This is a genomic window from Kluyvera sp. EC_51, assembly GCF_019584505.1.
Classification (GTDB): Bacteria; Pseudomonadota; Gammaproteobacteria; order Enterobacterales; family Enterobacteriaceae; genus Kluyvera; species Kluyvera sichuanensis.
The window spans coordinates 72,091-96,808 of sequence record NZ_VDAG01000099.1 but is presented as its reverse complement, the minus strand read 5'-3'; the positions used below and the strand labels follow the sequence as shown (position 1 = coordinate 96,808).

Genomic DNA, 24,718 nt, shown 5'->3' with positions numbered 1-24,718 from the left:
TGTGCCGGTTTACGCAGTACATTGTTCCAGCGTTCTTATCATTCAATGGTTGCTGTAAAAACCATGATATGGCCGTTTTTCCTGGGAAAATCATAGAATTGATATGGGTGCAAATGACGTATTTGCAGAAAATGGCAAAAATTAATCTGGATCAATAAATGTTAAATCTAATGATTTAGTGTGATCCGTGTAGGATCAAAGGTAACTCGTTATGGGTATATTTGCCGCGCTTGAAAAACCATAATGAGGAAGTGGATATGAAAAAGTTAGCAGCGGTTGCATTAATGTTGAGTACCTTTTCCGGCGGCGTCTGGGCGCACGAAGCAGGTGAGTTTTTCATCCGCGCAGGTTCGGCGACCGTCAGGCCAACGGAAGGGTCTGATAACGTATTGGGCAGCCTCGGCAGTTTTAACGTTAGCAACAATACGCAGCTCGGCTTGACCTTTACCTACATGGCCACGGACAACATCGGTATTGAGTTGCTGGCCGCGACACCGTTCCGTCATAAGGTGGGAACCGGGCCGACGGGGAATATCGCCACCGTGCACCAGTTGCCACCGACGCTGATGGCGCAGTGGTACTTTGGCGACGCGCAGAGCAAGTTGCGCCCGTATATCGGCGCGGGTATCAACTACACCACCTTCTTTGATAACGATTTTAACGATACCGGTAAAAAAGCCGGGCTTTCTGACCTGAGCGTCGACGACTCCTGGGGAGCGGCAGGGCAGGTTGGGCTGGATTATCTGATTAACCGCGACTGGCTGCTGAACATGTCGGTCTGGTATATGGATATTGATACTAACGTTAAATTTAAAGCGGGCGGGGCCAACCAGAGCGTGAGTACGCGTCTTGACCCGTGGGTATTTATGTTCTCGGCGGGCTACCGGTTCTAACTGTCCTGACAACGCTGGTCATTCTATGGTCAGCGTCTACTCTTGCCAGGAATGTTCCGCATTTAAAGTATACATTCCTTTTTCTTAGTCACCGTAAATAAAAGCTCTTACTATTGATAACGCACTATTTTATCAATGAAGTCAGTATTAACGGTGGGTGCGAAAAAGAGAACAGGAATGGCAAACAAATACCTCAATTACAACACGCGAACGGAAGCACTTCGGCAGTTAAAAGCACCGGGGGATAGTATTCTGATAGTGCCCTATAACGATGGCGGTTTTCAGCGGGAGTCGACCAGTTTAAAAGCCGCTGCCATTAAACAGAGTATGAAGATTGAGTTGAAATCTGTGCTGTTGGTGGTAGAGGGGGAATTGCCACAGCGTTTTTTACGCGTGACCAAAGTAGCGTAATCGGTGATGTGCTACTGATGGTAATAATAAGGCTCCCTTAGGAGCCTTATTATTATTTAACGATTTGGGCATTCAACACGACGCCTTTTTCTTCCACAATTCGCAGCAGGTGGCCTGCTTTTCCCCAGTCGCCGTTAGACTGCTGGCGCCAGCCTTTTTCTACCAAAAACTCTTCAGCGGCAATGCCTTTCATACCCAGAATGGTTTCTGCCTCGCCTACGATCTGACCATACTTCTTATCCGCAGCAGTTGCTGGTTTAGGCGTCGTTTTGGCAAGCGGTTTGCCTGCATTGGCGGCGTTTTGCGCCTTGGTTTTGTTGATGTCGCAGGTGACGCCTTCCGTCATCTGCGTGCAGCCGGAACGGATGAGCTGCTCGCGGTATTTGGCATTAATCGCGTGAGCCGGAGCAGAGGCCATGACGGTGAAGACCAGCGCGGAAAGCATGAATTTTTTCATTAAGGATGATGCCTGTGTTGTGTGTTTCATTATATCCATTGCCGTTCTTATACACTAAAAACTGAAGGGTATTCTGCCAATCAGTCCGTCGTAAAATAACAGCGACAACCGTATTTCATTGGTGGCTACTTCTTTTCATCGCTATAGCGGCGAGCATTATCGTACAGGTTGATGCACATCGTATGACCTCACAAAAAATCCCCCCCATCACCAGGGGGGTTGTCTACCACAGACTAAAAATGAATGATGAACAGCTTAAAAACGTTTGAGGCACATAGTGCAACAGCGCGACTAAGGCGACGATTAGGGAGTGAACTAGCGCCTTCATCGGCATAGCCACCAGGCCCTGAGAAAGCGTCAGGGTCAGGTTTAACGTCGTTAGCGATACGGTAATCACCGCCATCGTCAATGCGAACGTAATGCCCATAATCCAACCTAGCGAACAGCAAGCGCGTAGTAATACCATTTTGAAAATCCTCTACATCAAACACGCTACTGTGCTTTAGTCAGTTGTGGCGAAAATAAAAATATCGTAAACAATACCGTTTAACCGTCGAGGTTCAATTATGTCGCTAATAAACGACATATTCCGCACACGGATAACCCGTAAAAACATCAGCGTGTTTTTATATTCTCACTTAAAAGTGATTACATTGGCCTGTCGTCAGTCGATATAAATAAAAAAGCGTATTTACTCGGTTATCTCCGGATTGTTTTCCCGATACAGCACGAGCGCTTCGGTAATAATCTGCTGCTTACTTTTTCGCGTTTGGCTTGCCACATCACGAACATATTCACAAAGCTCGTCTGCGACACGCGCACTCAGCATTGTCAGCCCCGCATTCAGGCTTTCGCCACGACGTCGGCGCTGAGCAGGATAGGTTCTGGCGTGTTTCATGCAATTCTCCACGTCACCCGAGACATTATTTTTCTGCATGAAATATGAATGCGCGTAAATGACATGTCAACGTACGAATAATGGCTTAGATATTGTATTAAAAAAGTTAAGTGTGAAGAGGATTGTCTGACATGGGTTTCGAGTGAAGGGTTCGGCCGCGCGTAATGAAGTCTCAGTTATCTTTTGATGTTCGGTGTTACATTTTGAAGCAGGATTGAACGCAGGAAAAATGTGCGGTAGACCTTGTCAGGTTCTTGCACAGAAGAAAATTCAGTCTGGGCAACGCATTACGTTATGTTAAGGAGTAGGGGAATGCTCCCTAATTTTGTATGATTTATTCATCTTCGTTGCGTCGTTATTCATTATTCAATGTGAAATTATTGGCTCTGTATCCAGGTTACTAGTACGGAAATGGTCAATTTTCTCGCAACAGTTTTTTAAAAAAAAGCGGAGGCATATCGCTTTATGGACATAAGAAAAATGATCGATATTTGATTAATATCAAAAATAGATAAGCGTCTGTAATACTTAAAACGATCGGACGATGCCAAAAAAATAATTTTAGAATTAATCATTAGCGTGGAAAGCGATAGTGTCTATGGCGTGGAACCGACGTTTTTCATTCACGTTACAGTGCGCATGGCATTTCTGCAGATTTTCTACCATGCTCAAAGTATAAAGCTTACCGCGTCGCCGCTCTCACTTATAGCCAGGTAGCGTTAATGCGCAATGTCCTTATTCCCATCATCGCCGCGGCGCTTCTGCTGATTTCCGGTATTTTTATTCTCAATGCCCAGCTCTGGTATTCGCTGCGTTCTGAACGCCTGGCGGGGGCGCACTATGCGGCGCGAAATATTGCCACTATGTTGGATGAAGCGCAGGAGGCCAGCGGGGTAGCGGACGAGGTCATTGCCAAAGGTTGTGATGCCCAGGGGCAGTATCAGTTGGGCACTGAAGCGGCGCTACAGCCGCATCTTCGCACGCTGCTTATCTTTAACGATGGCAGGGTGTGGTGCTCCTCGTTGCCGGGTAATCATGTACTGCTACTGCATGTGGCGCAGATCCCAGAGAAATCGCTGCTGTTATTGTCAAAGGCGAACACGGTTGACGATCGTCCGGTGCTCCTGTTTCAGCGCCGTTATACCGGCAAACGGATCATCATCACCGTGAGTGACCGACACATTCGCGACGTACTCAATACGCCGCTTCGCGATGCAAATTATTCACTGGTGGTCGATAACCAGGTGATGGGCCTGTATGGCGATATCTATCCGCAGCCAGGGAATCTGCCCGGTCACAGCATGGTGAGCGCGGAACGTTATCCCTTTGGTATCCAGTACAACCTCCCCGTGCTGTTCAGCGCCGGGCGACTGATTCATCAAGGGGGCGGGATCCTGATTTTCCTGCTGCTGCTTTCCGGGGTTGCCGCCTATGCGCTGTATAAATACCTCAATAAAAGCACGACGCCGGAAGAGACGCTGCGCGGCGTGGAGGTGCTGGCCCGCTGGAAGCACCCCAAAGCGGGCTTTATCTCACCCTCAGTCTTTATTCCTGCGGCTGAAAAATCGGGCTTAATTGTGCCACTAACCCGCAGCCTGATGGCACAGGTAGTGGCGCATATGAATGCCATTGAGAGCAAACTACCGGAAGGTTTTCACATCGGGATTAATTTCAGCGCGTCGCACATTATAGACTCAGGTTTTGTGGCCGAGTGTTTGGCGTACAAGCAGAATTTTTCCCGTCAGGATCTGAATCTGGTAATTGAAGTCACGGAGCGGGAACCGCTGCATGTCGATGAGCATCTGATTCAGACGCTGAACATGCTGCACGAAAATGGCTTCGCTATTGCGCTGGATGATTTCGGCACCGGCTACTCCGGGCTCTCTTACCTGCACGACCTGCATATCGACTATATCAAAATCGATCAGAGCTTTGTTGGCCGGGTAAACGCCTATGAAGACTCGACGCTGATTCTGGATTCCGTGCTGGAACTGGCGCGTAAACTCTCAATCAGCATCGTTGCTGAAGGCGTCGAGACCCAGGCGCAACTCGATTACCTCAGCCGAAATAACATCACCTACCTGCAGGGATTCTATTTTTTCAAACCCGTATCCCTGCCTGAGCTAGTCAAAATTCTGCTGTCGAAGCCCAAGGTCAGGGTGGTTGTTGAATAGCCCGGACCGCTAGCGGCGTGATTCAGTGGCAATCTTGATAGCCAACCCCGTCAATACGCCACCCATCAGCCAGCGCTGGATAGTGCCAAACGAGGGGCGACGCACCAGAAACAGCGCAATGGTTCCGGCGGAGAGCGCCACCAGTGCGTTGATCGTCACGCTAATCACAATCTGCGTCATGCCCAGCATCAACGACTGCGTCAGTACGCTGCCGCTAGCGGGGTTGATAAACTGCGGCAGTAGCGAAAGGTAGACGATGGCAATTTTAGGGTTCAGCAGATTGGTCAGAAAACCCATCAGGAACAGCTTGCGCGGGCTGTGCTGGGGCAGTTCTTTAAGCTGAAACGGCGAACGTCCGCCAGGGCGCACCGACTGCCACGCCATCCACAGTAGATAGGCCACACCGGCAATGCGCAGTGCATCATAGGCATAGGGTACCGCCATCATTAGCGCGGTTAAGCCAAAGGCGGCGCTGACCATATAGAAGATAAAGCCCAGCGCTACGCCGCCGAGCGAGACCAGCCCCGCAGTGCGCCCCTGCGAAATCGAACGTGAAATCAGGTAAATCATATTGGGGCCAGGGGTGAGCGCCATGCCCAGTGAGACGAGGGCGAACGCGAGAATGTTGTGGAACTCTGACATGGGTAACTCCAGCGAGGCGAGGAGTTTTTATACTACGACGTCTCATTCATACGGGCGAGACAATTGTTGGTAGGGAGCTGCTCCCGGCGGCGCGTCGCTTGTACGGGCTACTCAGACAAAAAAAAGCCCGCATCGAATGCGGGCAAAAATACTGGAAGCAATGTGAGCAATGTCGTACCGAATACCTGAGTGATTTGCTCAACTATTCGGTAATGAGAAAGATAATATTTCTCATTTAAGATATCAACCCTATCTTTTGTGTGAAACCGCTTTTTTTTATTCGAGGGTGAAAACCGTACGTTTCTGGCTGTCATCCAACGGCCAGGCGGTAGCAACGTTTTGCAACGCCACGGGCGTAGTCGCGATGGTAAAACCACCAGCGACTGCCGCATTCAGCATCTCGCCGGTCGCCTGCAACAGTTGCGCCATCGGCAGGCTGCCAATCCCGCTGCCCATTAGCTGCAGCGGGGCAGAACGCAGCACCGCGCCGTTAAGGGCAATATCGCTTCCCGCAAGCGACCCGACCTGTACGTAGCGAATCGGTGTGTTGCCTCGGCTATATTTCGCCAGCGCGGGCAGCAGCAGTTCCGCGCTGTGCCCCCAGAGATAATCGACGACGACATCAATACCCTGGTTGGCCTGAACGGCGAATTCCGCGCTGAGGGTGGTGTCATCGCCGGTGAGCAGAATGGTGGTATCAGCGCCCAGCATCGCGAGCGCGCTGGCGTTACGCCCGGTGGCGATCACCTTTTTGGCGCCGAGATAGCGGGCAATTTGCACCGCTAGCTGCCCGGCGCTGCCGGTAGCGCCGTTTACCAGGACGGTTTCGCCAGCCTGGAAGTGCGCGCGCTTCACCAGCGCCGCCCAGGCGGACATTCCCGGGTTGGCCATCGCAGCGGCGGTGACATCATCTAAGCCATCCGGCAGCACAAAGCAGTTCTGACGGGCGACAGGCGCGTACTGCGCCATGCTGCCCCACGGTGCGGTTGGGAAGGCAAAATAGACCCGCTCGCCGGTAGGGAGCGTGCCGGTGCCGTCGATACCGACAACAAACGGCAGCGTGCCGTCAAAGCTGTAGTGTTTACCGGAGGCGCGGCTTTTCACCACGTGGCTGATGGCGGCGGTGCGGACGCGAACCAGCGTCTGCTGCTCTCCTACCTGCGGTTCATCAAAATCGGCCCATACCGGGCCCTGGGCGAGGTCAAAGACCACGGCTGCTTTCATAAGTGTGTCTCCAAAAGGTATTTATGTGTAAAATGCACATATCAGATAACGGCACTATACTCGCCTGGAGAATATATGCAATATGCACATAATAATTATGACATCACGGAATTCCACGGCGCGCTGCTGGATATCATTGGCGTGATGAACCAGCCCGCCCGCGACGAGCAGTTGTTACAGGCGGCAGGCGTGCAACTGGAACAGCTGCTGTTTCCGCTGCTGGTGGCAATAGGACGTCGTGGGCCGATAGGGGTAGTGGAGTTAGCCGATAACCTCGGGCGGGATTACACCACCGTTAGCCGTCAGGTGAAGAAGCTTGAAGCGCAGGGGTTGGCACACAAGCAGCCGAACGCGCACGACAGGAGAATTAGCGAAGTGACGCTGAGCGAGCAGGGGCAGGCGATTTTTGCGCAGATTGCGCGTGCTCGACAGAAACTGATGAATCAGGTGCTGGCGAACTGGTCGCCGGAAGAGGTACAGGCGCTGTTTACGCTGACGCGCAAATACGCCGACAGCCTGCAACAGCAATAAGCCGCCTGACGAGCGTCAGGCGGCCTGAGGCATTACGCCGATTTGGTTGCCGCTTTCATGCTGGTGACAAAGCTTGAAAGCTCATCCAGCATCGCCTGCGGGTTCTCGACGTTACGCTCAATGATTTTGACAATCGCAGAGCCCGAGATAGCCCCGGCAGCGCCAGCGTTGATAGTCGCCGTCACCTGATCCGGCGCGGAGATACCAAAGCCCTGCAGCGGCGGAGCTGCGTTGTACTCAGCCAGTTTTTCCACCAGATGATGCAACGGCAGCGCGGCGCGGGTTTCGGTACCGGTTACCCCTGCGCGGGAGAGCAGGTAGGTATAACCCCGGCCATGCTCGGCAATCTGGCGCAGCAGCTCATCGTCGGCGTTTGGCGGGCAGATGAAGATAGGCGCGACGTTATGGCGCATCGCGGCCTGACGGAACGGCGCGGAATCTTCCACCGGCACGTCGGCAACCAGCACGGAATCGACGCCGACGCGAGCGCACTCGGCGTAGAACGCATCGATACCGCGGTTGAAGACCAGGTTGGCATACATCAGCAGGCCAATCGGAATCGTCGGGTGTTTGTGACGAATCGCTGCCAGCATCTCAAAGCACTGGGTTGGCGTGACGCCCGACGCAAAGGCGCGCAGGGTTGCGTTCTGAATAGTCGGTCCATCGGCCAGCGGGTCAGAGAACGGGATCCCCAGCTCCAGTGCGTCCGCACCGGCGGCAATCAGCGTGTCGATAATCTTCAGCGACTGCTCTGGGTTCGGGTCGCCCAGGGTGACGAAGGGAACAAACGCGCCTTCCTTGCGGGCCTTCAGTTGAGCAAACAGGTTGTCATAGCGTTCCATCAGATTTCCCCTCGCGCTTTCAGAATATCGTGTACGGTAAAGATGTCTTTGTCGCCGCGACCGGACAGGTTAACGACCAGCAGCTGCTCTTTTTCTGGGTTTTCACGCATCATTTTCAGCGCGTGCGCCAGGGCGTGAGAAGACTCCAGCGCCGGGATAATCCCTTCGTGGCGGCTGAGTTCCTTGAAGGCGTCCAGCGCTTCGTTATCGGTAATCGACACGTACTCGGCGCGACCAATGCTGTTCAGGAAGGCGTGCTGCGGCCCAACGGACGGGAAGTCCAGACCGGCAGAGATAGAGTAAGACTCTTCAATCTGGCCTTCATCGGTCTGCATCATCGGCGATTTCATGCCGAAGTAGATGCCAACACGACCGTGCTTCAGCGGCGCGCCGTGTTCGCCGGTTTCGATACCGTGACCGGCTGGCTCAACGCCAATCAGGCCGACGCTGGTTTCGTCGATAAAGTCGGCGAACATCCCGATGGCGTTAGAACCGCCGCCGACGCAGGCAATCACGGCATCCGGCAGGTGACCTTCTTTTTCGCGGATCTGCACTTTGGTCTCTTCGCCAATCATGCGCTGGAACTCACGCACGATGGTTGGGAACGGGTGCGGGCCTGCGGCGGTGCCGAGCATATAGTGCGCGGTTTCATAGCTGCCAGACCAGTCGCGCAGCGCTTCGTTACAAGCATCTTTCAGCGTAGCGGAGCCGCTGTGTACCGCGATAACCTCTGCACCCATCAGGCGCATACGGAAGACGTTTGGCGACTGACGTTCGATATCTTTCGCGCCCATATAGATGCGGCACTTCAGGCCGAGCAGGGCGCAGGCGAGTGCGGAAGCTACGCCGTGCTGACCGGCGCCGGTTTCGGCGATGATCTCAGTTTTGCCCATGCGCTTTGCCAGCAACGCCTGACCCAGCACCTGGTTGGTTTTGTGCGCGCCACCGTGCAGTAAATCTTCACGCTTAAGGTACAGCGTGGTTTTGGTGCCAGCGGTCAGGTTACGACACTTGGTCAGGGCCGTTGGACGACCGGCATAGTTTTTCAGCAGGTCAGTAAACTCTGCCTGAAACGCAGGGTCTTTCTGGGCGCTGACGAAAGCCTCTTCCAGCTGGCGCAGGGCGGGCATCAGAATCTGCGGAACGTACATCCCGCCAAATTCACCAAAATAGGGGTTCAGTAAAGTGCTCATTATTGCTCCTTAATATGCGCGCAGCGTTTGAAATGCCGAGGCCAGTTTGCTGGCATCTTTAATACCCGGCTGTGACTCTACGCCTGAATTGAAATCCAGCCCGACGCAGCCGCTTTTGGCCGCTTCTACGCAGTTATCTGCGCTTAAACCACCGGCCAGAATCACGTTGCCCAGATCCTGACCTTGTAACAGTGCCCAGTCGAAACGCTGCCCGGAACCGCCCTGACCGTTGTCGAACACGTATTTATCGACGTGGTTGAGGTCACGAGGTGGCAGCGTGTCGGCGACGCTCAGCGCTTTCCAGATTTGCACGCTGGCAGGCAGTTCGGCACGCAGGGCGTCGATATAAGCCTGGTCTTCGCTGCCGTGCAGTTGAACCGCTTTCAGCTGCAGTGTCGTTGCGCGTTCCACGACCTCGGCCGTTGGGGTATTACGGAACACGCCCACGTAGGCGAGCGGGGCGCCATTCATCACGTCACGCGCTTGCGCATCGTTTACCGCACGCGGCGAGGTGGGCACAAAAATCAGGCCGCCGTAGATAGCACCGGCTTCATAGGCCGCCTGCGCATCTTGTGGGCGGGTCAGCCCGCAGACTTTGTTTTCGCCCAGCAGCACGCGGCGGACGGCGGCGTTCAGGTCATCGTAGGCCATCATCGCCGAGCCAATCAGGAAGCCGTTGGCGTAGTGGCTCAGGTCACGCACCTGCGCGTTGGTATTGATGCCGGATTCACTGATCACCGTGACATCGTGGCCCAGACGCGGCGCCAGTTGGCGAGTGCGGTTCAAATCGATAGAGAGGTCGCGCAGGTCGCGGTTGTTGATACCCACGACCTTCGCCTTCAGCGCAATCGCGCGCTCCAGCTCTTCTTCGTTGCTGACTTCGGTCAGCACGCCCATGTTCAGGCTATGCGCGACTGCCGCCAGTTGACGATACTGCTCGTCGTCCAGCACGGAGAGCATCAGCAGGCAGGCGTCTGCCTGGTAGAAACGCGCCAGGTAGATCTGATAGGCATCGATAATAAAGTCTTTGCACAGAATCGGCTGCGGCGCGATGCCGCTGACGATAGGCAGGAAGTCAAAGCTGCCCTGGAAATACTTCTCATCGGTCAGTACGGAAATTGCCGAGGCGTAGTGCTTATAAACGTTAGCAATGCGCGCCGGGTCGAAATCATCGCGGATCACCCCTTTCGACGGAGAAGCTTTTTTGCACTCCAGAATAAAGGCGGTGCGGGTGCCGCGCAGCGCATCATAGAAGCTGCGCTGGCTTGGCTGTACGTCGTTCTGGAACGAGGCTAACGGTTGTTGCTGTTTACGGGCTTCTACCCAAATCGCTTTATCGGCAACGATTTTTGCTAATACGGTCTGCATTTCTTATCCTCTTGCCGCTAATGCGGTGACGCGGTCGTAGGCTGCACCACTGTGCAGAACATCCAGCACCTGTTGTACGTTGGCTTTCAGGTCTTCGTGACCGTACAGGCGCATCAGCATGGCGACGTTGACCGCCACCGCGGACTCATGGGCCGCTTCACCTTTACCTTGTAGCAAGCGCGTCAGAATGTCACGGTTTTCTTCCGGCGTGCCACCGGCGAGTTCGGCCTGATGATAAGGCTTGAGGCCAAAGTCATCGGCAGTCAGCTGATAGCTCTTAATTTCGCCCTCATTCAGCTCAGCGACGACCGTTGGCGCGTGCAGCGACACTTCATCCATGCCGCCGCTGTGAACCACCGCCGCACGCTGATAACCCAGTACGCGCAGGGTTTCAGCAATCGGCAGCACCAGTTCCGGGCTGTAGACGCCAATCAGCGCTAACGGCGGGTGCGCCGGGTTAATCAGCGGCCCCAGCACGTTAAACAGGGTGCGGGTTTTCAGCTGCTGGCGAACCGGCATGGCGTGGCGGAAACCGGTGTGATACTTCGGTGCAAACAGGAAGCACACCCCGAGTTCATCCAGCGCCTGACGTGATTTGTCGGCATTCATATCGAGATTAATGCCGAAAGCAGCCAGCAGGTCAGAAGAGCCAGACTTACTGGAGACGCTGCGGTTACCATGCTTGGCGACCTTCAGACCACACGCCGCGGCGACAAAGGCGCTGGCGGTGGAAATGTTGATACTGTTGCTGCCGTCGCCGCCGGTGCCAACGATATCGGCAAACGGATAGTCCGGACGCGGGAACGGCGCGGCGTTTTCCAGCAGGGCGGTGGCGGCACCGGCAATCTCATTCGGGCTTTCGCCACGAATTTTCATACTCACCAGCGCGGCGGCCAGCTGCTCCGGCTTCACTTCGCCGCGCACTACGGCGGAGAAGAGCTGATGGCTTTCCTGCTGAGTCAAGGTTTCGGCTTGATACAGTTTTTCCAGAATCGGCTGCAGCGTGTTGCTCTGCTCCAGCTTTTGCAGCGCCCATGCCAGCGTTTGTTCTAGCAGACGAGCACCCTGCGTGGTCAGAATCGATTCCGGGTGGAACTGGAAACCGCAGACGCGATCCGCGTCGTGACGTACTGCCATCACCATGCCGTTGAAATGGGCGTTGATGGTTAAACCGGCCGGAATGTTGCTGCCTACCAATGAGTGGTAGCGCGCCACCGGCAGCGGGTTGCTTAAGCCGGCAAACATCGCCTGGCCGTCGTGTTCAATGCTGGAGGCTTTGCCGTGCAGAATTTCGCCTGCCTGACCAACATAGCCGCCGTAGGCTTCAACAATCGCCTGGTGGCCGAGGCAGATGCCGATAATCGGCAGCTTGCCGCGCATGCGGGTCAGCAGCTCAGGCATACAGCCCGCTTCAGACGGGGCACCGGGGCCAGGAGAGAGCATCAATACCGGGTTATCCATGGTGCCCAGACGCTCAATTAAGGTCTGTGCTGGAACGTGGTTACGGTAAATCACCACGTTGTGCCCGTTTGCGCGCAGCTGATCTGCCAGGTTGTAAGTAAAGGAGTCGATGTTATCGAGCAGCAGAATGTCAGCCATCAGAAAATCTCCTGTGCATGATGAGCGGTGGCGATGGCGCGCAGAACCGCACGAGCTTTATTACGGGTTTCGTCGGCTTCAGACTGCGGAACGGAATCCAGAACCACCCCAGCGCCTGCCTGAACGGTCGCAATGCCGTTTTCGACGAACGCGGAGCGGATAACGATGCAGGTATCGAGGTCGCCGTGGGCGGTGAAGTAACCCACCGCGCCGCCGTAGCTACCGCGACGTTTGCCTTCAGCGGCAGCAATCAGCTGCATCGCACGCACTTTCGGCGCACCGCTCAGGGTGCCCATGTTCATGCAGGCGCGGTAGGCGTGCAGCACGTCGAGGTCTTTACGCAGCTCGCCAACCACGCGGGAGACGAGGTGCATCACAAAGGAGTAACGGTCAACTTTGGTCAGGTCTGCCACGTAGCGACTGCCCGCCGTACAGATACGTGCCAGGTCATTACGCGCCAGGTCAACCAGCATCAGATGCTCGGAGAGCTCTTTATGGTCGGTACGCATTTCCAGCTCAATGCGGCTGTCGAGGTCGCGGTCCAGCGAGCCGTCAGCGCGGCGGCCGCGTGGGCGGGTACCGGCAATCGGGTAGATCTCAATCTGGCGGTTGGTCGCGTCATACTTCAGCGAGCTTTCCGGCGACGCACCGAACAGGGTGAAGTCGTTGTCCTGCATAAAGAACATATACGGGCTTGGATTGCTCTTCTTCAGCACGTCATAGGCGGCGAGCGGAGAAGGGCAAGGCAGCGAGAAGCGGCGAGACGGTACCACCTGGAAGATTTCCCCGGCGCGAATCGCTTTTTGCATCTTACGCACCACGTCACCGTACGCTTCGTCACTTTGGTTCGTTTCGCAGCGCATGGTGCTAATTTCATGCACCGGCAGCGCTGACGGCGGCTCGTTCAGCTGCTGGCGAACCTGGGCGATACGCTGCTGCAGGCGGTCTTTTTCTGATTCTGATGGCGTAAACAGGCTGGCCTGAATACGCGTGTTTTTGGTCTGGTGATCAATCACCAGCAGCGTTTCGGCCAGATAGAAGCAGTAGTCCGGGCAGCTGGTGTCGCTTTCCAGTTGCGGCAGGTCTTCGAAACCCGCGACCAGGTCATAGGCAAACAGGCCGCCGAAGAACATCGCTTCACGTTCGTTTTGCGGAACGGTCACCAGCTCTTGTAACAGGCGGAAGGCGTCGAACACTGACAGCGAACACAGGCGAGCATCTTCATCCAGCAGCGAACTCACCGCCGGGAAGCGCAGCACGCGGCAGGTTGGCTGGCGGTTGTTTTCGACGCCCGCTGGCAGCGCGGCATCCAGCAGCGGCAACAGGGAAGCGCCGTTATCGGACAGCGCCTGAATGGTGACGGTATCGCCCAGCGCGGTGATGCGCAGTGCGCTATCGACCAGCAGCAGGCTCTTTAAATCGTTTTTGCTATCAATGTCGGCTGATTCAAGCAGCAGCGTCGCCGGGCGCGCACCGCACAGCTGATGGAACAGCGCGGTGGGATTTTCACGGTAAATCGCGTCACTGGTCAGAAGCTCGAGCATAGGTTTTTGTGTTTGCATCGTTGTTCTCGCCTGTTCTGAATAATTTTTACTTAATAAAAAGCCCGCTCATTGGCGGGCCGGGTATCTGTATGCATAACGCAGACGTGATGACTCCGCCCTACTGGGAAGTACGCCACCAACCGTCGTGCAGAGCAATGATTTTATGCGTCATTTTGAGATACCTTCTACTAAGTGAACTTGCGTACTAGTTAACTAGTTCGAGAGGGCAAAGTCAACCCCTGATTTTAGAATTTCACGCAATGCCGTTATGATAGGCCGCGAATCCTTATAGGTAGTCCAATGGGAGCTGTTTTGAGCGACAACGAATACGCCATCATTTATGACCTGCATAGCCACACGGTCGCCTCCGACGGACGGCTGACGCCGGAAGCGCTGGTGCATCGTGCGCTGGAAAACCGCGTAGGCACGCTGGCGATCACCGACCATGATTCTGTCGCTGCCATTCCTGCCGCGCGAGCGGAAATCGCCCGTGCCGGTTTGCCGCTGACGCTGATTAGCGGCGTAGAAATCTCGACCCTCTGGGAAAATCACGAGATCCATATCGTCGGCCTGAATATTGATATTGCCAATCCGGCACTCACCGCGTTTCTAAGCGCGCAGATAACGCGCCGTGAGCAGCGCGGGGTGATGATCGCCGAGCGGCTGGAAAAAGCGCATATTCCCGGAGCCTGGGAAGCGGCGCTGAAGTACGCCGAGGGTGGGGCGGTGACGCGGGCGCACTTCGCGCGTTTCCTCGTCGAGCAGGGCAAAGCGAGTAATATTGGCGACGTGTTTAAAAAGTACCTCGCGCGTGGGAAAACCGGATACGTTCCGCCACAGTGGTGTACAATAAAGGAAGCTATTGATGTCATTCATCATTCGGGTGGGGTAGCGGTATTGGCCCATCCGGGGCGGTACAATTTGTCCGCCAAGTGGCTGAAAAGACTGCTGGCACACTTTAGCGAACACGGCGGCGATGCGATGGAAGTCGCCCAGTGTCAGCAGGCGCCTCACGAGCGCACTCAGCTTGCCACCTATGCCCGCGAATACGGTTTACTGGCGTCACAAGGGTCGGATTTCCATCAGCCCTGCCCGTGGATTGAACTGGGCCGCAAACTGTGGTTACCCGCAGGCGTCGAGGGTGTCTGGCAGCGCTGGGAGCAGCCGCAGAATTCAACTGAGAGGGAAGCATGAGTCAGTTTTTTTATATCCATCCGGATAACCCGCAGGCGCGTCTGATTAACCAGGCGGTCGAGATTGTGCGTAAGGGCGGCGTCATCGTCTACCCAACCGACTCCGGCTACGCGCTGGGCTGCAAAATTGAAGACAAAGGCGCGATGGAGCGTATCTGTCGCATCCGTCATCTGCCGGACGGCCACAACTTTACGCTGATGTGCCGCGACCTGTCCGAGCTGTCGACCTATTCCTACGTCGATAACGTGGCGTTTCGCTTAATCAAAAACAACACGCCGGGCAACTACACCTTCATCCTGAAGGGGACCAAAGAGGTGCCACGTCGCCTGCTGCAGGAAAAGCGTAAAACTATCGGGATGCGCGTACCGTCAAACCCGATTGCTCAGGCGCTGCTGGAAACCTTAGGCGAGCCGATGCTGTCGACCTCTCTGATGCTGCCGGGCAGTGATTTCACCGAATCCGACCCGGAAGAGATTAAAGATCGTCTGGAGAAACTGGTGGATTTGATCATCCACGGCGGCTACCTCGGCCAACAGCCGACCACCGTTATCGACCTGACCGAAGATTCGCCGGTCGTGGTGCGTGAAGGCGTCGGCGACGTTAAACCGTTCCTCTGATCCTTCCGGACCCGGCGGCTCCTCGCCGGGTACCCCTTCTATTCCAGCTGACTTATCTGCTCCAGCATCCACTGCTGCGCTTTCGCCTGTCCGCTCGCCGGGCGGTAATACACTTTCAGGGTGTAGGGCGGAATAGGGAACGGCGGCGTGTGCAGGGTGAGCTGACGGGTATCAAAAAGCTGGTGCACCCCGCGTCGCGGCAGCGTTATCGCCAGATCCGTACGGCTGACGATAAACGGTGCCGACATCACGCTCGGCAGTTCCACCACCGTACGGCGGCTTACGTGGCGCGAGGCAAGGTAGCTGTCGATGGGACGATGGTGCTCGTTCCACGGGCTGACCACCACGTGACCCAACTGCAGATAGGTTTCTGGCGTCAGCGTTTCGTTTGCCAACGGATGACCTTTGCGCACCGCCACCACGTAGTCGTCGGTAAACAGCTCCAGCGACGCTAAGCCGTGGCGAGGCTGCACGTTCTCTTCCTCAAAACCGATGGCAAAATTGACTCTGCCGGTCAGCAGTTCTTCCAGTGCGTCATATTCCCGGGAGTAGACAATCCGCGTACGAATACCGGGCGCGCAGGCCTGAAGCCGGGCGACAAGCTCGGGGAAAAATACCGCGGCGGTGTAATCGGTGGCGGCAAAGGTGAAGGTCTGGTTGCTGGTTTCAGGCCGAAAAAGGTCAGCCTGACCCAGCTCGCCGTTTAGCGCCGATAATGCTCCGGCAATGGCGGGAAACAGCGATTCGGCACGTGGGGTCGGCTGCATCTGGCTACCCTGACGGCTGAATAACGGATCGTTGAGTGAACTACGCAGGCGACTTAATGCGTGGCTGAATGCCGAAGGGCTCATGGCGAGCTCGCTGGCGGCTTCGGCCACGCGACGATGGCGATAAAGGGCGTCGAAGACCAGCAGCAGATTAAGATCCAGCAGGCGAAGATTGCGATGCATGATATTCATTTTACCGTTGAAAAGAATGCAGCGTATTCATATCACGCTGGCGCTAGAATAGCGACCATCAACTGAAAGCCGTATCTCTGGAGGCATTGTGTCACACGCTACTTTCCGTCAGGCCACCCCGTCCGACATCGACCGTTGTTTTGAAATTGAATCCGCAGCCTACCCGGCAGATGAAGCGGCGACGCGGGAGAAAATTGCCATTCGCATCGCCCGCTATCCACAGGGCTTTCTGTGCATGGAGCAGGATGGCGATATTATCGGCTTTATCAATGCAGGCTGCGCCTGGGAGGTGGTGATGTCCGATGAAGAGTTCAAAGAGCTGGTGGGCCATGACCCGCAGGCGCCGAACGCGGTGATTATGTCGGTGGTGCTGCACCCGAACTACCAGGGTAAAGGGCTTTCCACCGCGCTGATGCAGGCGTTTATCGAACATATGCGCCAGCAGGGCAAAACGGCCATCTACCTGATGTGTAAAGCGCAGTATCTGGAGATGTATAAACGCTTTGGCTATCAGTTCCTTAAAAAGTCTGACTCGACGCACGGCGGGGAAGAGTGGTTTGAAATGGTGCAGGGGATTTAGCTCGTTATCGCGGCATCAGACTTCTTTTCGCCGCAACGGCCGATAAAGTGAAACAAAAGGGCAGGAACAAGCTGCCCTTTTCTCCTAAAATTCGTGTAGTATGTGCGGTCACCATTTTGGGTGGGTAGCCTGCGTCACGAAAAAACGCCGCTGCCTGCCTCCTTATGCAACCCGGTGCTGATTTCCCGCGTTGCTGATGAAGTCTCTAAGACGCCTGTGAAGGCGACACCGGAAGGAAGCTCTATGAGCGATAAAAGCGTTAAAAGCGATAAAAGCGAAAAACTGCAAAAAGTGCTGGCACGCGCCGGCCACGGCTCCCGTCGTGAAATTGAAACGATTATTGAAGCGGGCCGCGTTAGCGTGGACGGCAAAATCGCCAAGCTGGGCGATCGCGTTGAAGTGATCCCAGGCCTCAAAATTCGTATCGACGGGCACCTCATCTCCGTCAAAGAATCCGTAGAACAAATCTGTCGCGTTCTGGCGTACTACAAGCCGGAAGGTGAGCTGTGTACGCGTAACGACCCGGAAGGTCGCCCGACCGTATTCGACCGTCTGCCGAAACTGCGTGGCGCACGCTGGATTGCCGTTGGCCGTCTGGACGTGAACACCTGCGGCCTGCTGCTGTTCACCACCGACGGTGAGCTGGCAAACCGCCTGATGCACCCAAGCCGTGAAGTTGAACGTGAATACGCGGTGCGCGTATTTGGTGAAGTGGACGACACGAAAGTGCGTCAGCTCTCACGTGGCGTTCAGCTGGAAGATGGCCCTGCGGCATTCAAAACCATCAAATTCAGCGGCGGCGAAGGCATCAACCAGTGGTACAACGTAACCCTGACCGAAGGCCGTAACCGTGAAGTTCGTCGTCTGTGGGAAGCGGTAGGCGTGCAGGTGAGCCGTCTTATCCGCGTTCGCTACGGTGATATCCCGTTGCCAAAAGGCCTGCCGCGCGGTGGTTATACCGAACTGGATCTGGCGCAGACCAACTATCTGCGTGAGCTGGTAGAACTGCCGGCCGAAACCACCTCGAAAGTGGCGGTAGAAAAAGACCGTCGCCGCATGAAGGCGAATCAGATTCGTCGCGCCGTGAAGCGTCACACCACCACTGGTGGTAATACTGGTAACAATAATAATACTAACCGTCGTTCTAGCACCCGTAATAAACCGAAAGGCTAACGACGTCAGTTCCGGCGGGCTTCCGCCGGAATACTTTCCCCGTGTTAATCTCCTCCTGTGATGCCATTCACACTTCTTTATAAAGACAAAAAACAGGAATTCCCCGGACAAAGAACGCAAAGTGATAAAATAGCCCTCGCCATATACTGTTGCCACAGATTACTCAAACAGGTAGCCCGAAATGGATACAACTCAAAAACTCTCGGCAAGCTATGTGGTTATCGGCGTTAAAGAAAAGATTGGCTACGGCTTCGGTGACTTTGCCTCTAATTTATCCTTCGGTTTTGTCTCTCTATTTTTATTATTCTTCTATACCAACATTTACGGTATTAGCGCGGTTCAGGCGAGCCTGATCTTTGTTATTGCGCGAGTCGTGGATGCAATTTTTAATATCCTGATTGGCTTTGCTATTGATAAAACCCACAGCCGCTACGGCAAGCTGCGTCCGTGGTTATTATATGGCTCTGTGCCGCTGGGTTTACTGACCGTACTGTGTTTCCTGCCGTTTGGCGGCGAGGCCAAATTCTGGTTCGCGCTCTGTTCCTACACCATCTACTGCCTGGCGTACACCGCGGTCAATACGCCGTATTCGGCAATGACCAACCGGTTAACCCAGCACGAGGCCTCACGTTCGTCGCTGTCGGTCTACCGCTTTGTGATGGCGATTGTCGGCTACCTGATTGTCTCTACTACCGCGGATATTCTGATTTCGCCGTTTGACGACAAACAGCTGGGCTACGTCTTTGCCGTCTCCTGCTTTGCGCTGCTGGCGACGTTCCTGTTCCTTGCCTGCTTTGGCATGACTAAAGAGCGCGTGGGGGAAGAGGAGGATACGCCTGCGCCGACGCTGCGTGAAATGTTCCGCGCGGTGATGGGCAATGCGCCGCTGATTAATCTGTCGTTATTTACCGTCTTCTTTTATATCGCCTACACCGTGTGGATGGCGATCGCGATTTACTTTATTAAGTACATCATCGGCAATGAAGGTTTTACCGCCTCGTTCTTTATGATTCAGTCCGCCGCCTATATTTTGGGGACGGTGGTTTCTGAGAAAATTATTGCTACGATTGGCAAAAAGAAAATGACGCTGGTGGCGCTGTTAATTGGCGTACTGGGCGTGCTGATGCAGTATTTTGTTGCCGGTAATAATATCTGGCTGATTATGACCGGGGTGTGCCTGTTCAGTATTACGCTGGGTATGGGATTTGTCGCCATGTGGTCGATGATCGCTGACACCGTAGAATATGCCGAATGGCACCATGGCGTGCGCACCGAGGGTGCTATTTACGGCTTCTTCAACTTTATTACCAAAATAGCGATGGCCATCGGCGGTGGATGCGCCGGGTGGATGCTGGATTATTACCACTATGACGCTGCCAATATTAGCGCCGACGCGCTGAGCGGCATCAATATTCTGATGACGCTATTCCCCGGCGCGATGTTTGCGATTAGCGCCATCTTCGTGGCCAGCTATTCGCTGGACGAAAAAACCTACCGCGACATCGTGCAGAAAATCAGCCTGCGCAAGCAGAACGCGCTTTAACCTCAGGGAGCCAGAGAAATGAATCGTGATTTTAAAACGCTTATTGCGGCAATGAATGCAGAAGAAAAAGTGGCGTTGCTGACCGGCAGCGGACTGTGGCGCACGGCGAGCCTGCCGCAGCATGGTATCGACGATATCGTGATGACCGACGGCACCTACGGTGTGCGTTACAGCAGCGCGCAGATAGACGGCAACGAAAAGTGGAGCATGGATGATTTTATCTCCGTGATCACCCAAACTGCCGGCCGCGCTAACGCCGAAGAACCGGCAGCGAAAGGGGGCAGTGAAGCGCTGTTCAGCGCCTCGCTACCGGCCACCTGCTTCCCTAACGGTTCAAGCCTTGCCTGTAGCTGGGATATTGATCTGGTCTATCAGATGGGCCAGGCGCTGGGGCGCGAATGCCAGCATATGGGCGTCGGGATTTTACTGGGGCCGGGGATTAACATTCGCCGCACGCCGCTGGCGGGGCGCGGCTACGAATACTATGCCGAAGATCCAGTAGTGAGCGGCGATATTGCCGCGGCGCTCATCAACGGCTTACAGGATGAAGGCGTGGGCGCCAGCCTGAAACACTTTGCGGCCAATAACTCGGAATACCGTCGCACTGAAATGGACTCCATTATTGAAGAGCGCGCGCTGCGGGAGATCTATCTGGCGGGCTTCCAGCGGGCGATTGCTAAATCGCAGCCGTGGACGGTGATGTCTTCCTATAACCGCCTGAACGGTGTGCAGACTTCACAGGACCCATTCCTGCTGACGCAGGTGCTGCGCGATGAGTGGGGCTATGACGGCCTGGTAATGTCCGACTGGTACGGTATTAAAGATCGTCCTGCGTCGCTTGTGGCAGGGAACGATCTGGCGATGCCGGAAACTCGCCGCGATAAGCAGACGCTGTTGGCGGCCATCAACGCCGGTGAAGTGCCAATGGCGGTAGTCGATAGCGCCTGCCTGCGGATGCTGGAACTGCTGGATAAAGTGCAGCGCAATCGCCGCCCAGGCATTCAGGCCGATTTCTCCGCACATCACCGTCTTTCACAGCAGTTGGCGGCGGAATCTATCGTTCTGCTGAAAAATGACGACAATCTTCTGCCGCTGCGTCCGGAAAAAACGCCGCGTATCGCCGTGCTGGGTAAACCGGCGCAGGAGCCCGTGATTCAGGGATCCGGCTGCGCAACCACGGTGCCGTATCTGCTTGACCGTCCGCTGGATGAGATTTTCGATCTTGCCGGTGAGGCATTCAGCGTTAGCTGGGCCGTCGGTGCGCCGGACGACCTGCAGAGTGATGAAGCCGCGCTGACGCAGGCGAAGGTGGCCGCGCAAGAGGCCGATGTAGCGGTGATCTTCGTCAGTACGGCAGTAGGTGAAGACGGGGAGAACGGCGACCGTCACGATCTGAATATTCTGGCGGTACACGAGCAACTGATTCGCGAAGTGGCGTCGGTACAGTCCAACGTGGTGGTGGTGCTGGCAAACAGCGACGCGGTGGTGATGCCATGGCTTGGTGAATGCAAAGCGCTGCTGGAAACCTTCTTTGCCGGGCAGGGTATGGGGCGCGCGGTAGCGGAGATTCTGTTCGGTCAGCGTAACCCAAGCGGCAAGCTGACGGTGACCGTGCCTAACACCCTGGAAGAGACGCCGGCCTGGCTGAACTACCCTGGCGAAAACCTGCGGCACCACTACGGTGAAGGGTTGTTTGTGGGTTATCGGTACTACGATAAACGCTGTCTGACGCCGCGCTTCCCGTTTGGATTTGGCTTAAGCTATACCCAATTTAGCTACCGCAACCTGTCGTTGTCAGCGGAGACGCTTGGCGCAGAGGACACGCTCACCGTTAGCTTTGATCTGAGCAACATCGGCGCGGTAGACGGCAAAGAGATTGTGCAGCTGTACGTTTCTGCCCCAGAGGGTGAACTGATCCGTGAGGTCCGCGCACTGAAAGGGTTTGATAAAATAGCCCTTGCAGCGGGTGAGACCCAACGCGTCAGCCTGCAGCTACCGATTAGCGAACTGGCCTGCTACCATCCTGGCCTTGCTGATTGGGTGATAACGCCGGGAAACTGGCAGGTACATATTGGTGGTTCTTCCCGCGACCTGCCGCTGAACGCGACGTTTACGGTGGATTGCCCGGCGCGTTACGTGCCGCTGCGCGACGATAACTCGTTGCAGCAGCTGATTCAGCAGCCGAAAGCCTTTGCTCGCGTCGTGCAGCTGATTGCTGATAAGAGCCAGTTGCCATCAGAGCAGGTACGAGAAAAGTTGATTCGTCTGGCCCCGGATCTGTTCTGCGGCCTGCTGATTGCGCTGACCGAGTTCCTGGCACTCGATATCGACCGCGATGAGCTAAACGCCGTGCTGGCTGAACCCCAATAACGGCCCACAACAGGAGAGAGCGCGTGTTCCCATTTTCAGTGACGCATCCCCATCCGGCGACACACGCCGGGCGGCAGACGGCGAATAGCGGCTATGAGCTGATTGCTTTTGACGCGGAAAAGCTGAATGTGTTTGCCGCTGAGGTTCGCTACTGCGAGCCGCACTGGCATCCGGCACCGGAGCTGATTACGGTGCTGAACGGGCGCTTTTCCCTGACCGTCGGCCAGCAGAACGTGATGCTGCAGCAGGGCGAAATGCTCTATATCAACGCCGAAGAGGTGCATGAACTGAGCGCGGAGGAGGAGGGGAGCCAACTGGTCACAGTACAGTTCTCCCCCGGGCTTTTTGATGAGCTACATCCTGCACCGCTGCTGGAGTGGCGCACTCACGCACCTGCCATGAGCGCTGCCGACCGCGTGGTTTTCCAGCGGCTGACGGCGCTTCTGGACCGCATCATTGATAATCATGCGCCGTTTCAGCGTATCGCTGCTATCTATCTGCTCCTGGACGCGCTGGTGGCTGCCGGGCAGTCTATTGAGCGAGGGGAAAGTACGCTGCGGGAAGAGGCGATGATCAAAGAAGGGATTGAGTATATTAATCAACACTTTGATCAACCGCTGACCCTCAGCGATGTTGCTGAGCATTGCGGGATGAGCTATTCGTGGTTCTCCCGACTGTTTAAAAAGGTCAGTCGGCACAATTTCAAAGAGTATCTGACGCTGGTTAGGTTGAACAAAGCTCGCACGCTACTGCGCGACACGCGGACACCGATTACCGACATCAGCCACAGCTGCGGTTTTCAGGAGCACAAGCTGCTGATTGCCGCTTTTAATAAATACTGCGGGCTGACGCCGACGGAGTACCGCAAGCGCTTTATTTCGCGCCAGAATCTGACGGAGGTCGCTCTGGCACAGGGCGAAGACTGCCTGTGCCTGCCGCTCAATCATGCGCTTCTCGACCGATTAGCGGTCAGTAATCAATCCCAATCTGCGCCTTAATACCGGCTTCAAACGCATGCTTCACCGGCCGCAGTTCGCTGACCGTATCGGCGTATTCAAGAATATCCCGGTGGCAGCCGCGACCGGTGATAATCACCGTCTGGTGATGCGGCCGGTTTTTCAGCGCGGTTAATACCTCTTCTAACGGCAGATAGTCGTACGCCACCATATAGGTCAGCTCATCGAGCAGCACCATGTCCAGCGTATCGTCGGCCAGCATCCGTTTCGCATGTTCCCAGACGGCGAGGCAGGCTTCGGTATCGCTCTCCCGATTCTGGGTGTCCCAGGTAAAACCGGTGGCCATCACCTGAAACTCGACGCCGAGCGGCTCAAGCAGGTTGCGCTCGCCGTTAGGCCAGGTGCCTTTAATAAACTGGATCACCCCAACGTTATGACCGTGGCCAACCGCGCGGGTCGCGGTACCGAAGGCGGCGGTGGTTTTGCCTTTACCGTTGCCGGTAAAGACGATAACGATGCCACGGGTATCCTGGGCGGCGGCCACGCGGGCGGCCACGCGCTCTTTTACGCGCTGCTGGCGCTCGCGGTAACGTTCATCACTCATTGTGCAATTCCTGGTTTACGCCCTGGCTGGGCATCAAAAGTCATACCGGTTTTACGGCGGCTGTCATCACCCATCAGCCACAGATAGAGCGGCATAATATCGGCAGGCGTTTTCAACTTCAGCGCGTCTTCCGTTGGGAAGGCGCTGGCACGCATTTTGGTACGCGTACCGCCGGGATTAATACAGTTCACCCGCAGAGGACGATTTTTATACTCTTCAGCGAGTACCTGCATCATCCCTTCGGTGGCAAATTTCGACACCGCATAGGCACCCCAGTTGGCGCGTCCTTCGCGGCCGACGCTTGATGAGGTAAAGACCAGTGAACCGGATTCTGCTTTCAGCAGCAGCGGCAGCAGCGCCTGGGTGAGCATAAAGGTGCCGTTGACGTTGACCTGTATCACCTGCTGCCAAACGGTGGGGTCCTGCTGGTCCATCGGTACCACGTCACCCAGAAGCCCGGCGTTGTGCAGCACGCCGTCAAGATGCGGGTAGTGCAGACTAACCTGCTGAGCAATGTGCTGGCATTCCTGCGGCGTACAGGTGAGCAGGTCGAGGGTAAACCAGCGGGCGGGCCGTAAACCTTCATGGTCTATTTCTTGCGCAACCGCACGCAGTTTTTCATCGCTGCGGCCAAGCAAAATAACGCTGGCGCCGTAACGGGCATAGGTGATTGCCGCTTCACGACCGATACCATCGCTGGCACCGGTGACCAGAATGATACGGTTTTGCAACAAATCGAGCTGAGGTTGATAGTGCACGGTGACTCCTTTATGGCGTATACCCGCCATATTTCATGTACTTTTCATGGCTTTTGGGCTTTATGCCTGAATCTGCGCGCTATTTCAATCGGCGCACGGGAGAGACAACGAGTAATTAACAATTTGCAATGATTTCATCAGCAAAAAAGTAATCTGGAATGCGCCTCGTGGCCTGATACTGCAGTCGA

Annotated in this window: 23 protein-coding genes, 1 pseudogene and 1 other annotated feature; of the genes and pseudogenes, 11 read left to right on the top strand and 13 right to left on the bottom strand. The window is 55.4% G+C overall.

The window, feature by feature from the left end; translation table 11 throughout:
• The first annotated feature begins 257 nt into the window (after nt 1-257).
• Together ompW and FHC49_RS18865 are read left to right on the top strand one after the other, a co-directional pair.
• Nucleotides 258-893, top strand: a complete 636-nt coding sequence (gene ompW, locus FHC49_RS18870) for an outer membrane protein OmpW (protein ID WP_185666010.1) — start codon at nt 258-260, stop codon at nt 891-893.
• A 177-nt stretch (nt 894-1,070) separates the two neighbouring features.
• On the top strand, nt 1,071-1,304 hold the full coding sequence (locus tag FHC49_RS18865; protein ID WP_185666011.1) for a hypothetical protein: 234 nt from the start codon (nt 1,071-1,073) through the stop codon (nt 1,302-1,304).
• Nucleotides 1,305-1,590: 286 nt separating this feature from the next.
• On the opposite strand, the pseudogene FHC49_RS24470 reads toward FHC49_RS18865, so the two are convergent.
• The 3 genes and pseudogenes from FHC49_RS24470 to FHC49_RS18850 form a co-directional block, all read right to left on the bottom strand.
• Nucleotides 1,591-1,761: pseudogene (locus FHC49_RS24470) on the bottom strand (hypothetical protein); the annotation flags it as partial.
• Nucleotides 1,762-1,984: 223 nt separating this feature from the next.
• Nucleotides 1,985-2,227 carry a hypothetical protein gene (locus tag FHC49_RS18855; protein WP_220440575.1) on the bottom strand — a complete coding sequence of 81 codons (243 nt, stop codon included), beginning with the start codon at nt 2,225-2,227 and terminating at the stop codon, nt 1,985-1,987.
• 225 nt (nt 2,228-2,452) lie between these two features.
• A complete protein-coding gene (locus FHC49_RS18850) occupies nt 2,453-2,659 on the bottom strand; it encodes a hypothetical protein (protein WP_185666380.1) in 207 nt (68 codons plus the stop codon).
• 722 nt (nt 2,660-3,381) lie between these two features.
• Between FHC49_RS18850 and FHC49_RS18845 the strand changes: the two genes are divergently transcribed.
• Nucleotides 3,382-4,833 (top strand): cyclic diguanylate phosphodiesterase, encoded by a 1,452-nt coding sequence (locus FHC49_RS18845; protein ID WP_220440574.1) that lies wholly within the window; start codon nt 3,382-3,384, stop codon nt 4,831-4,833.
• A 9-nt stretch (nt 4,834-4,842) separates the two neighbouring features.
• Here FHC49_RS18845 and FHC49_RS18840 read toward each other — a convergent pair whose 3' ends face one another.
• Nucleotides 4,843-5,475, bottom strand: a complete 633-nt coding sequence (locus FHC49_RS18840; RefSeq protein WP_185666013.1) for a LysE family translocator — start codon at nt 5,473-5,475, stop codon at nt 4,843-4,845.
• 276 nt (nt 5,476-5,751) lie between these two features.
• A complete protein-coding gene (locus FHC49_RS18835; RefSeq protein WP_220440573.1) occupies nt 5,752-6,699 on the bottom strand; it encodes a zinc-binding alcohol dehydrogenase family protein in 948 nt (315 codons plus the stop codon).
• Nucleotides 6,700-6,774: 75 nt separating this feature from the next.
• Here FHC49_RS18835 and FHC49_RS18830 point away from each other — a divergent pair, with 75 nt between their 5' ends.
• Nucleotides 6,775-7,230, top strand: coding sequence for a MarR family winged helix-turn-helix transcriptional regulator (locus FHC49_RS18830; RefSeq protein ID WP_220440572.1), 456 nt, complete (start codon nt 6,775-6,777; stop codon nt 7,228-7,230).
• A 32-nt stretch (nt 7,231-7,262) separates the two neighbouring features.
• Here FHC49_RS18830 and trpA read toward each other — a convergent pair whose 3' ends face one another.
• Genes trpA through FHC49_RS18805 form a run of 5 tightly spaced genes read right to left on the bottom strand, consistent with a single transcriptional unit; the run spans nt 7,263 to nt 13,794 of the window.
• Nucleotides 7,263-8,072, bottom strand: a complete 810-nt coding sequence (gene trpA / locus FHC49_RS18825) for a tryptophan synthase subunit alpha (RefSeq protein WP_220440571.1) — start codon at nt 8,070-8,072, stop codon at nt 7,263-7,265.
• Nucleotides 8,072-9,265, bottom strand: a complete 1,194-nt coding sequence (gene trpB, locus FHC49_RS18820; RefSeq protein ID WP_220440570.1) for a tryptophan synthase subunit beta — start codon at nt 9,263-9,265, stop codon at nt 8,072-8,074. The genes trpA and trpB overlap by 1 nt, the downstream gene beginning before the upstream one ends.
• Before the next feature lie 9 nt (nt 9,266-9,274).
• Nucleotides 9,275-10,633: a bifunctional indole-3-glycerol-phosphate synthase TrpC/phosphoribosylanthranilate isomerase TrpF gene (gene trpCF / locus FHC49_RS18815; RefSeq protein WP_220440569.1), complete on the bottom strand. Its 1,359-nt coding sequence runs from the start codon at nt 10,631-10,633 to the stop codon at nt 9,275-9,277.
• A 3-nt stretch (nt 10,634-10,636) separates the two neighbouring features.
• On the bottom strand, nt 10,637-12,232 hold the full coding sequence (gene trpD / locus FHC49_RS18810; RefSeq protein WP_220440568.1) for a bifunctional anthranilate synthase glutamate amidotransferase component TrpG/anthranilate phosphoribosyltransferase TrpD: 1,596 nt from the start codon (nt 12,230-12,232) through the stop codon (nt 10,637-10,639).
• Complete coding sequence (locus FHC49_RS18805; RefSeq protein ID WP_220440567.1) at nt 12,232-13,794, bottom strand: anthranilate synthase component 1; 1,563 nt, start codon at nt 13,792-13,794, stop codon at nt 12,232-12,234. The genes trpD and FHC49_RS18805 overlap by 1 nt, the downstream gene beginning before the upstream one ends.
• 34 nt (nt 13,795-13,828) lie before the next feature.
• Nucleotides 13,829-13,921: a sequence feature (Trp leader region), on the bottom strand.
• A gap of 167 nt (nt 13,922-14,088) precedes the next feature.
• On the opposite strand from FHC49_RS18805, the gene FHC49_RS18800 reads away from it, so the two are divergent.
• Complete coding sequence (locus FHC49_RS18800) at nt 14,089-14,970, top strand: PHP domain-containing protein (RefSeq protein WP_220440566.1); 882 nt, start codon at nt 14,089-14,091, stop codon at nt 14,968-14,970.
• Nucleotides 14,967-15,587: an L-threonylcarbamoyladenylate synthase gene (locus FHC49_RS18795; RefSeq protein ID WP_185666021.1), complete on the top strand. Its 621-nt coding sequence runs from the start codon at nt 14,967-14,969 to the stop codon at nt 15,585-15,587. The genes FHC49_RS18800 and FHC49_RS18795 overlap by 4 nt, the downstream gene beginning before the upstream one ends.
• Before the next feature lie 38 nt (nt 15,588-15,625).
• Here the strand turns inward: FHC49_RS18795 and FHC49_RS18790 are convergent, their stop codons facing one another.
• Nucleotides 15,626-16,537: a LysR family transcriptional regulator gene (locus FHC49_RS18790; protein ID WP_185666022.1), complete on the bottom strand. Its 912-nt coding sequence runs from the start codon at nt 16,535-16,537 to the stop codon at nt 15,626-15,628.
• A 97-nt stretch (nt 16,538-16,634) separates the two neighbouring features.
• On the opposite strand from FHC49_RS18790, the gene FHC49_RS18785 reads away from it, so the two are divergent.
• The 5 genes from FHC49_RS18785 to FHC49_RS18765 all read left to right on the top strand — a co-directional run bounded on the left by FHC49_RS18785 (nt 16,635) and on the right by FHC49_RS18765 (nt 23,210).
• On the top strand, nt 16,635-17,126 hold the full coding sequence (locus tag FHC49_RS18785) for a GNAT family N-acetyltransferase (protein WP_220440565.1): 492 nt from the start codon (nt 16,635-16,637) through the stop codon (nt 17,124-17,126).
• A 243-nt stretch (nt 17,127-17,369) separates the two neighbouring features.
• A complete protein-coding gene (gene rluB / locus FHC49_RS18780) occupies nt 17,370-18,299 on the top strand; it encodes a 23S rRNA pseudouridine(2605) synthase RluB (RefSeq protein WP_185666024.1) in 930 nt (309 codons plus the stop codon).
• A gap of 181 nt (nt 18,300-18,480) precedes the next feature.
• The gene (locus tag FHC49_RS18775) at nt 18,481-19,842 is read left to right on the top strand and encodes an MFS transporter (RefSeq protein WP_185666025.1); all 1,362 of its coding nucleotides are present in this window, start codon (nt 18,481-18,483) and stop codon (nt 19,840-19,842) included.
• Between the two features lie 18 nt (nt 19,843-19,860).
• Nucleotides 19,861-22,212, top strand: coding sequence for a glycoside hydrolase family 3 C-terminal domain-containing protein (locus tag FHC49_RS18770; RefSeq protein ID WP_220440564.1), 2,352 nt, complete (start codon nt 19,861-19,863; stop codon nt 22,210-22,212).
• A 23-nt stretch (nt 22,213-22,235) separates the two neighbouring features.
• Nucleotides 22,236-23,210: a helix-turn-helix domain-containing protein gene (locus tag FHC49_RS18765; RefSeq protein WP_185666027.1), complete on the top strand. Its 975-nt coding sequence runs from the start codon at nt 22,236-22,238 to the stop codon at nt 23,208-23,210.
• On the opposite strand, the gene cobO is transcribed toward FHC49_RS18765, so the two are convergent.
• The gene (cobO, locus tag FHC49_RS18760; RefSeq protein ID WP_185666028.1) at nt 23,182-23,772 is read right to left on the bottom strand and encodes a cob(I)yrinic acid a,c-diamide adenosyltransferase; all 591 of its coding nucleotides are present in this window, start codon (nt 23,770-23,772) and stop codon (nt 23,182-23,184) included. The genes FHC49_RS18765 and cobO overlap by 29 nt on opposite strands.
• Complete coding sequence (locus FHC49_RS18755) at nt 23,769-24,530, bottom strand: YciK family oxidoreductase (RefSeq protein WP_220440563.1); 762 nt, start codon at nt 24,528-24,530, stop codon at nt 23,769-23,771. Before FHC49_RS18755 ends, cobO begins: the two co-directional genes overlap by 4 nt.
• Nucleotides 24,531-24,718 lie beyond the last annotated feature (188 nt).

Bases quoted from the DNA above. Each gene is read 5' to 3' on its own strand.
- ompW (WP_185666010.1), top strand. From the start codon at position 258: ATGAAAAAGTTAGCAGCGGTTGCATTAATGTTGAGTACCTTTTCCGGC.
- FHC49_RS18865 (WP_185666011.1), top strand. From the start codon at position 1,071: ATGGCAAACAAATACCTCAATTACAACACGCGAACGGAAGCACTTCGG.
- FHC49_RS18855 (WP_220440575.1), bottom strand. From the start codon at position 2,227: ATGGTATTACTACGCGCTTGCTGTTCGCTAGGTTGGATTATGGGCATT.
- FHC49_RS18850 (WP_185666380.1), bottom strand. From the start codon at position 2,659: ATGAAACACGCCAGAACCTATCCTGCTCAGCGCCGACGTCGTGGCGAA.
- FHC49_RS18845 (WP_220440574.1), top strand. From the start codon at position 3,382: ATGCGCAATGTCCTTATTCCCATCATCGCCGCGGCGCTTCTGCTGATT.
- FHC49_RS18840 (WP_185666013.1), bottom strand. From the start codon at position 5,475: ATGTCAGAGTTCCACAACATTCTCGCGTTCGCCCTCGTCTCACTGGGC.
- FHC49_RS18835 (WP_220440573.1), bottom strand. From the start codon at position 6,699: ATGAAAGCAGCCGTGGTCTTTGACCTCGCCCAGGGCCCGGTATGGGCC.
- FHC49_RS18830 (WP_220440572.1), top strand. From the start codon at position 6,775: ATGCAATATGCACATAATAATTATGACATCACGGAATTCCACGGCGCG.
- trpA (WP_220440571.1), bottom strand. From the start codon at position 8,072: ATGGAACGCTATGACAACCTGTTTGCTCAACTGAAGGCCCGCAAGGAA.
- trpB (WP_220440570.1), bottom strand. From the start codon at position 9,265: ATGAGCACTTTACTGAACCCCTATTTTGGTGAATTTGGCGGGATGTAC.
- trpCF (WP_220440569.1), bottom strand. From the start codon at position 10,633: ATGCAGACCGTATTAGCAAAAATCGTTGCCGATAAAGCGATTTGGGTA.
- trpD (WP_220440568.1), bottom strand. From the start codon at position 12,232: ATGGCTGACATTCTGCTGCTCGATAACATCGACTCCTTTACTTACAAC.
- FHC49_RS18805 (WP_220440567.1), bottom strand. From the start codon at position 13,794: ATGCAAACACAAAAACCTATGCTCGAGCTTCTGACCAGTGACGCGATT.
- FHC49_RS18795 (WP_185666021.1), top strand. From the start codon at position 14,967: ATGAGTCAGTTTTTTTATATCCATCCGGATAACCCGCAGGCGCGTCTG.
- FHC49_RS18790 (WP_185666022.1), bottom strand. From the start codon at position 16,537: ATGCATCGCAATCTTCGCCTGCTGGATCTTAATCTGCTGCTGGTCTTC.
- rluB (WP_185666024.1), top strand. From the start codon at position 17,370: ATGAGCGATAAAAGCGTTAAAAGCGATAAAAGCGAAAAACTGCAAAAA.
- FHC49_RS18775 (WP_185666025.1), top strand. From the start codon at position 18,481: ATGGATACAACTCAAAAACTCTCGGCAAGCTATGTGGTTATCGGCGTT.
- FHC49_RS18770 (WP_220440564.1), top strand. From the start codon at position 19,861: ATGAATCGTGATTTTAAAACGCTTATTGCGGCAATGAATGCAGAAGAA.
- cobO (WP_185666028.1), bottom strand. From the start codon at position 23,772: ATGAGTGATGAACGTTACCGCGAGCGCCAGCAGCGCGTAAAAGAGCGC.